Consider the following 477-nt stretch of genomic DNA (forward strand, 5'->3'; position numbering starts at 1 on the left):
GGCCAGTGCTGTCAGCATGGCCTTCCACACGGATGCGCCCTTGCTCGCCGGCATTCAAGCGATCCGCCACACCTTTGATTTCATCGCTGAACTGACCCTGAATGGTGTCGCGATCAAAGCCGAAGTAGATCACCGAGGTTTCCCGATTCTGCATGGACTCGTAGACCTGACAGCCGTCCGCATCCACTACTGCACCAGAAGCAGTGTTCGGGCAACGGTCCTTGTCGTCGTTAACACCATCGCCATCGCTGTCACCAGTCACCACTTCCGCGGGGGTTGCAGCAACCACTTCATCGTCACTGCTGCCACCGTCGTCATCGCTGATACCAAAGGCCAGATTAACGCCGGCATAAACCTGGCCTTCCCAGTATTCCCGATCCTGGCTGTAAGCCTGACGGGTACCCAGATCCAGAATCACATGCTTGAAGAACGCGCGCTGCACACCCAGCTCCACACCGGTCATCAGCTCGTCGTTAT

At 57.2% G+C, this 477-nt stretch carries 1 pseudogene; it reads right to left on the reverse strand.

The annotated features are described in order from the left end of the window. Positions 1 to 477 (reverse strand): annotated as a pseudogene (locus A3730_RS10650) (cell envelope biogenesis protein OmpA); the annotation flags it as partial.

Source organism: Alcanivorax sp. HI0044 (genome assembly GCF_001634945.1).